Source organism: Bradyrhizobium sp. (assembly GCF_049512235.1).
Classification (GTDB): domain Bacteria; phylum Pseudomonadota; class Alphaproteobacteria; order Rhizobiales; family Xanthobacteraceae; genus Bradyrhizobium.
Genome location: NZ_JBEKXH010000331.1, coordinates 1 through 7,119, shown reverse-complemented (window position 1 = coordinate 7,119; position 7,119 = coordinate 1). Strand labels below are relative to the sequence as shown.

6 protein-coding genes and 2 pseudogenes are annotated in these 7,119 nt (G+C 66.4%); 1 reads left to right on the top strand and 7 read right to left on the bottom strand.

Annotated elements, in window-relative coordinates:
- Window positions 1-182 (bottom strand): annotated as a pseudogene (locus ABSG20_RS25160) (phytanoyl-CoA dioxygenase family protein); the annotation flags it as partial.
- Between the two features lie 80 nt (window positions 183-262).
- On the bottom strand, window positions 263-1,075 hold the full coding sequence (locus ABSG20_RS25155; RefSeq protein WP_423867201.1) for an alpha/beta fold hydrolase: 813 nt from the start codon (window positions 1,073-1,075) through the stop codon (window positions 263-265).
- Window positions 1,076-1,312: 237 nt separating this feature from the next.
- On the opposite strand from ABSG20_RS25155, the gene ABSG20_RS25150 reads away from it, so the two are divergent.
- A complete protein-coding gene (locus tag ABSG20_RS25150) occupies window positions 1,313-1,855 on the top strand; it encodes a methylated-DNA--[protein]-cysteine S-methyltransferase (RefSeq protein WP_423867200.1) in 543 nt (180 codons plus the stop codon).
- Window positions 1,856-1,891: 36 nt separating this feature from the next.
- Here the strand turns inward: ABSG20_RS25150 and ABSG20_RS25145 are convergent, their stop codons facing one another.
- The 5 genes and pseudogenes from ABSG20_RS25145 to ABSG20_RS25125 all read right to left on the bottom strand — a co-directional run.
- Entirely contained in the window at window positions 1,892-2,770 is an 879-nt protein-coding gene (locus ABSG20_RS25145) for an MBL fold metallo-hydrolase (RefSeq protein ID WP_423867199.1), read from the bottom strand.
- A gap of 8 nt (window positions 2,771-2,778) precedes the next feature.
- On the bottom strand, window positions 2,779-3,393 hold the full coding sequence (locus ABSG20_RS25140) for a glutathione S-transferase family protein (RefSeq protein WP_423867198.1): 615 nt from the start codon (window positions 3,391-3,393) through the stop codon (window positions 2,779-2,781).
- A 704-nt stretch (window positions 3,394-4,097) separates the two neighbouring features.
- A complete protein-coding gene (xylA, locus tag ABSG20_RS25135; RefSeq protein WP_423867197.1) occupies window positions 4,098-5,402 on the bottom strand; it encodes a xylose isomerase in 1,305 nt (434 codons plus the stop codon).
- On the bottom strand, window positions 5,399-6,868 hold the full coding sequence (gene xylB / locus ABSG20_RS25130; protein WP_423867196.1) for a xylulokinase: 1,470 nt from the start codon (window positions 6,866-6,868) through the stop codon (window positions 5,399-5,401). Before xylB ends, xylA begins: the two co-directional genes overlap by 4 nt.
- Window positions 6,865-7,119: pseudogene (locus ABSG20_RS25125) on the bottom strand (gfo/Idh/MocA family oxidoreductase); the annotation flags it as partial. The pseudogene ABSG20_RS25125 and the gene xylB, both read right to left, overlap by 4 nt.

Here is a 7,119-nt window from a genome sequence, read left to right as displayed (position 1 = left end):
TGGGCGGCAAAGGCGGTGCGCGGCGCACCGCTCTTCTCGCGCCACACCTCCGGACGCCTGGTGCCGTAGATGCCCTCCGCCTCGCGCGCCAGCAGTTCGACCTCTTCGGCACTGAACAGCTCAGGCAGAAACAGCCAGCCCTCGCGATTGAAATCATCGATCTGTTGCTGGGTCAGTTTCATCTGGTTACCTCCCTTGTTTGGGCTGGGCTCCCTGACTGCAAACACTAGCACCGGGACCAAGGTTTACCAACCCAGCGCCATCACTCCGCCAGAAACCTCAGCACGATCTCGCAGTATTGCTGCGGCGCCTGTTCGAACATCGGATGGGTGGTGCCCGGGATCATCTGGGTTTGCGACCCCTTCACATGCCCGGCCAACGCATGCAGCACTTGCGGGAGCGCGCCCTTGGTGTTGGCGCCGCCGATGAACAGCGTCGGCGTCCGGATTGCTTCCGCGTCGCTCATGGAAAATGGCGGACGGTTGTCCCTGACCTGGCCGATCAGGGTGAACGCATTGTCGCGCAACAGCTGCTTCGGCGTCGCCGGCAGCCGGGCCCATGCGCCCGGACCTTCCAGCGCGTCCATGAAAAAGGCCAATCCGCCGTCGACATCTCCGGCCGCGATCTTTTCGGCCGATGCCGCGAACCGGGCCGCGAGCGGGGAGGGCGCCCCGGGCTTTGCTGTGGGATCGAGCGTGGCGTCGAGCTCGCCGCCGGGCTCGGCCAGGATCAGTTTTCGCAGCAGATCGGGTCGCCGCTGCGCCACCCGGAATGAGACGTGGCCGCCGCGCGAATGCCCCATCAGATCGACCGGCCCGGCATCCAGCTGCGCGATGAAAGCGATCACGTCCTCGACATGCTGCGCGATCGAATAGGTGTCGCCGGCGCCGTCCCAGTGTTCCGGAAAAAAGTGCCTCAAGGATACCGCGATCACGCGATGCCTTGCCGTCAGCGGCCCGAGCACCGCCGACCAGATGCGGAAGTCGCACAGCGAGCCGTGCACGCAGACCAGCGGCGGGCCCCGGCCGACGTCGAGGTAGGCCATGTCATATCCGTTGACGGGGAGGGTCTGCATGGGGTGCCCGGCGGGTGGCGGAGGCGGAGATAAATCTGCGGATGAACGATTATCTCATGGACGGGAGCAGATGCCCATAGTTGACTGTCATTCCGGGCTCGCGGGTCGCGCGCCCCGGAATGACGAAAGCGGGAGCGTGACGGATCCGGAATTCGGGTGGATCGCAACATTTTCCAAGACTAGATTCCCTTCCCGCATCAAACTCAAACCATGGGGCAACGGGATTTGGAGCCAGCCATGACCGGCCACACTTTTGCAATCTTCGACACCGCGATCGGGCACTGCGGCATCCTATGGGGGCCGCGTGGCATCAATGGCGTGCAGCTGCCGATGGCGAGCGAGGATAAGACCCGCACCCGGATCCGCCAGCGCCATGGCGATATCGCGGAGGCGGAGCCGCCGGCCGAGGTGCAGGGTGCGATCGACGGTATCGTCGAATTGCTTGCCGGCAAGCCGAACGATCTTGCCGGCGTCGTGCTCGATCTCGACGCTGTGCCGGAATTTCACCGCGGCGTCTATGAGATCGCCCGCGGCATCCCGCCGGGCAAGACGCTGACTTACGGCGACATCGCCAAACGGCTCGGTGGTGTCGAACTGTCGCGGGATGTCGGCCAGGCGCTTGGCCGCAACCCCTGCCCGATCGTGGTGCCATGTCATCGCGTGCTCGCCGCCGGCGGCAAGCCCGGCGGATTCTCCGCCAATGGCGGCGTCGTCACCAAGCTGAAGATGCTGGCGATCGAAGGCGCTGCCGTCAATCACACGCCGGGTCTGTTCGACTGAGCTGCTTTCAAAGGAAGAAATCACCTGGACACGTCGTTAGTCCGCCGCGACCGCCGCGCAGGAAAATCCGTCGCCCCAGCGGCGGATCTTGCCGGCCGATGGCGAGGGAAAATGCGCGGTGCAGCACAAGCTGTCGCTGTCACAAAAACGTTCCAGGAAATCGCGCCGCGTGGCTGCCGCCTGCGCCGGATCGACATCGAATTTCGCCGACAATTCCGGGTAGCGTGCCTGCAGCGGCGAGTGCATCAGGTCGCCGCTGACGACCGCTTCGTCCCTGCCGCGGCCGAAGGCGAAGGCAACGTGGCCCGGTGTGTGCCCCGGCGTCGGCAGGATGCGCGCATGATCGCCGATCGCAAAATCGTGGCGCACGATCTCGGCCTTGCCGGCTTCGACGATCGGCAGCACGCTGTCGCCGAATGGCGGCAACGGCGTCTTGGCGTTTTGTTCGGTCCAGTAATCGAACTCGCTCTGGGCGAACACATAGCGGGCATTGGGAAAGGTCGGCACCCAGCGGCCAACTTCGAGCCGCGTGTTCCAGCCGACATGATCGACATGCAGATGCGTGCACATCACGAAGTCGATGTCGCCGACGGAACAGCCGGCCGCCGTCAGCGCCCGCATATAGGTGTCGTCGGTCTTCATGTGCCATTTCGGGCGCAGCGGCCGCGGCTTGTCGTTGCCGATGCAGCTGTCGACCAGAATGGTGTGGTGCGGCGTCCTGATGACATAGGACTGGAAACACAGGATCAGCACGTCGCCGGCGTCGATCGCGCCGGCCTTGCGCAGCCAGGGCCGGTTCTCCGCCAAAAGCTCCGGCGTCAGGCCGGGCAGCATCTCGAGCGCCGGCAGGAAGGCGGTCTCCTGCTCGATGATGCGATGGATCGTGAGGTCGCCTGTGGCGAAGGTGAGACTCATGGCGTGCCTCAAGCCGGCGGCGGCAGCGAAACCTTCACCGACGGCCGCGTCAGCACTTTATCGTGGAAGGCATCGAGTTTCGGGTAGGCCTTGCGCCAGCCGCAATCGGCAAAGCGGAAATCGGCATAGCCGAGTACGCAAGTAAGCCCGATCTGGACGATGTCGAACGGCCGCGCCAGCGCCTCCGCGTTGGCTTCGAAGCGCGCCATGCCGGCCCAGGCCCGGTTCCAGTGGTCGTCGGCCCAGGCCTGCCAGCGCAGCGGCTCCGGCCGTACCATTTTCTCGTAGCGGCACAACAGCATCGAATCCAGCATGCCCTGCAGCAGCGAATGATCGCTCTTGACCTTCCAGCGCGCTTCGCCCGACGCCGGAATGAGCTTGCCGCCGCCGGCGAGTTCGTCGAGATATTCAACGATGACATAGGAATCGAGGACGACCTCGCCATTGTCCAGGATCAGCACCGGCAGCTTCTTCAAGGGCGTAATACGCGAATATTCCTCGTTGGGCTGACCCGGCACGACAGTCGCCGGGACCAGTTCGATGCTGTCGATCAGGCCAAGCTCGATCGCGGCAATGCGCACCTTGCGCGCGAACGGCGAGGCGGGGGAGAAGGTGAGTTTCATTTTGATGTCCCTTACAAAACATGTCTCTCATTTCGTCACGCCAGGGCTTAAGCGCCAAGAGGCGCGGAGCCTGTCATCGGGCCGCGCTTCGCGCGGACCCGTTGGCGCTTTGGCCTGGCCATAACGAGCTTTGCGGATGCATCTCGCAACACTAGAGCAGCGATTCCGTGAAACCTATCGATTCAGGCCAGGGGCGTTGTCATCTCACTCCCTCCCGAGAAAATGGGTTCTGGTCTTGTCAGGCGCGCCGCGCTCTTTCTTACCCTCCCCTGGAGGGGGAGGGTCGTCCGCAGTCGACGATGCTCCGCATCGTCGATGCGGGCGGGGTGGGGTGACGGTCTGTCCGCGGGGCGGTGTTTCGGTGGTCCCGCTTCCGGCCTATGGTCGGCGAAATCGATACATTTGCGCCCGCGGAGAGATCACCCCACCCCGCTCGCTGCGCGAGCGACCCTCCCCCTCCAGGGGAGGGTAGAAAGCGCCGTGCATGGCTGAACTGCCCCGCGCAACATCTCCCAATTTTCTCCCAGCGTGGTGCACGCGCAGCGCGCTGGCTGTCTCCCCCGCGAAGAGCGGGAGAGGGAGCGCAGCATCGCAAGCGTCGATATGACAAGAACTTCGGAAACGCCGTACTGGCAAGCAGATCGCGGGTGCGTTGCGGCTGGCTGTCCCCCGATAGCCGCCGCGCGGATGATGCAAACCCCGCCTCAGGAAAGACGCGCCACCCAATTTTCCAGCGCCTCCTGACGGCCGCTGCGAGGGGCGGGCGGAGCGGCGTTCTCGGCGTGCTCGGCCAGGGTCTGCAGGCTCTCCGTCCCCGCCAGGATGCGCTGCCCCAGCCCACCGTCCCAGCCGGCATAGCGCTCCGCCCGCGCGGCATCGAGCCTGCCGTCCAGCACGATCCGCTCCGCGATCAGAAGCGCGCGCGCCATGGTGTCGACGCCGCCGACATGCGCGTGCAGGAGATCCTCAACATCAATGCTTTGACGACGGATTTTTGCATCGAAGTTGAAACCGCCGTCACCCAGGCCGCCGGCGCGCACGACTTCCAGCATCGGCAGCGAAAGGTCCTGCGCATTGTTGGGGAACTGATCGGTATCCCAGCCATTCTGCGGATCGCCGCGGTTGATGTCGACGGAGCCGAGCACGCCCAGGCTTGCTGCGGTGGCGATCTCGTGCTCGAAGCTGTGGCCGGCGAGCGTGGCGTGATTGGCCTCGATGTTCAGTTTGACTTCGCCCAGGAGCTTGTGCCGGACCAGGAAGCCATAGACCGTCGCCACGTCACGGTCGTACTGGTGCTTGGTCGGCTCCATCGGCTTCGGCTCGATCAGGATGGTTCCGGTGAAGCCGATGCGATGCTTGTGCTCGACGACAAGATTCATGAAGCGGCCGAGCTGGGCATCCTCCCGCGCGAGATCGGTGTTGAGCAAGGTATCATAGCCCTCGCGTCCGCCCCACAGCACGTAGTTGCGGCCGCCGAGGCGGTGCGTCGCCTCGAGCGCGTGCTTCACTTGGGCAGCGGCAAAAGCGAACACCGCCGGGTCCGGATTGGTGGCCGCGCCCGCCATGTAGCGGGGATGACTGAACAGGTTGGCGGTGCCCCACAACAGCCTGATGCCGGTCCGCTGCATCTGGCCCTCGATCCGTTCCAGCACCCGGTCCAGCAGCGCCTTGCTCTGGCGCGCGCTGTCGCCCTCGGGCGCGACGTCACGGTCGTGGAAGCAGAAGAAAGGCAGCCCGAGCCGCTCCATGAAGGCGAAGGCCGCATCGGCTTTCATCAGTGCGGCCGCCAGCGGCTCGCCTTGAAACCAGGGCCGCTCATGGGTGGGAGACCCGAACGGATCGAGACCGCTGGCGACAAAGGAATGCCAATAGGCGACCGAGGGCCGCAGCCAGTCCTCCATCCGCCGGCCCAGCACCGTCAGGTCTTTGTCGTAATAGCGCAGCGCCAACGGATCGGTGGCGTCGGGGCCGCCGAAGCGGACATAGGGCAGGTGGTCGAATACGGTCATGGCGCGATCTCCGGGACGGGGAATAGCGGTCGCAGCGCGGGGTAGAGCTTTCGATAGAGCGCGCGGCGGGGCATCAGCATCTCGATCAGTGCCGGGCTTGGATCGAAGCGGGCGGTCGTGGCCGGCTTGAAGAAGGTCTCGGCTGCCGAGGCATCGCCGCCGCACACGCGCGCCAGCCGTGCGGCGCCGAGCGCCGGCCCGACCTCGCTGCCATCGGTGGTCGTTAACGTTCGCCCCATCGCCGCGGCGACGATGCCGAGCCACAGCGCGCTGCGCGATCCGCCGCCGATGGCGGTCAGCTCGCTGATCCGGCCGCCACGGGCCTCCAGCGCGTCCAGCCCGTCGGCCAGCGCGAATGCCACGCCTTCGAGCACCGCCAAGGTCATGGCTGCCCGCGTGGTGCCACTGGAGAGGCCGAAGAAGACGCCGCAGGCGGCCGGATTATTGTGGGGTGTGCGCTCGCCCGTGAGATAGGGCAGGAACACCGGCCGGTCCCTCGGGTGCTCCCGCTCGGCCTCGGCCAGCAGCGCCGCCTCCGCGGTGCCGGTCATTCCCGCAAGCCAGGCCAGCGACGCGCCGGCGGACAGGATGACGGACATGCGATGCCAGCTATCGGGCAGGCAATGACAGAAGGCATGCACGGTGCGGGCAGGATCGGGCAGGAAGCCGGGGTCGCTGACGAAGATCACCCCGGAGGTTCCGAGCGAGACGAAGGCGTCGCCGGGTTCGACGCAGCCGATCCCGACCGCGCCGGCGGCATTGTCGCCACCGCCGCCGGCGACCGCAATGCCCGCGCGCAAGCCGAGCGCCCCCGCCGCCTCCGGCCTCAGACATCCACCTACAGCGGTGCCCTCGACCAGCCGGGGCATGTGGCTTTCGGACAAATCCGTCGCCGCCAGCATTTCCGGCGACCAGCGTCGGCGGCCGACATCGAGCCACAGCGTTCCCGAAGCGTCCGACATGTCGGAAATCGCCTCACCGGTCATCTGCAAGCGCAGCCAGTCCTTCGGCAGCAGCACGCGGGCGGTGCGGGCGAACAGATCCGGCTCATGCCTGCGCACCCACAACAATTTCGGCGCCGTGAAGCCCGGCATCGCGAGGTTGCCAGTGAGGGCGCGGCTGTTCGGCTCGGCGGCCTCGAGCTCGCGGCACTCCATCCCGCTGCGGCCATCATTCCACAGGATAGCCGGCCGCAGCACCTGCTCGCCCGCGTCCAGCAGCACGGCGCCATGCATCTGTCCGGCCAGCCCGATGGCGCGGACGGCGGACAGGTCATGCGAGGTGCCGAGCTGTCGCAGCGCCGCCACGGTGGCGTGCCACCAGGCTTTCGGATCCTGCTCGCTCCATAGCGGCTGCGGTGTCGAGACGACGAGCGGCGCTGTCGCCTGCGCCAGCAGCGCGCCATCGGCCCCGGTCAGCACGGCCTTCACCCCCGAGGTGCCCAGATCGATCCCGAGATGCATCATGGCCCGATCGCCGTCCAGGCGGCGTTGGCCTGGCTCGAGGCGACGGCGGCGGTGATGAAACGCATCCCGCGCACGCCGTCGGCGATGCCCGGCACCAGCAGGCTGGCCGGGTCCGGTTTTCGGCCCTCGCGCCGCGCGACGATCTGCTCGGCGATGTCGCGGTAGAGCTGCGCGAACGCCTCCAGATAGCCTTCCGGGTGACCCGACGGGATGCGGCTGGCGTGAGCTGCGACCGCGCTCGCGCCGGCGCC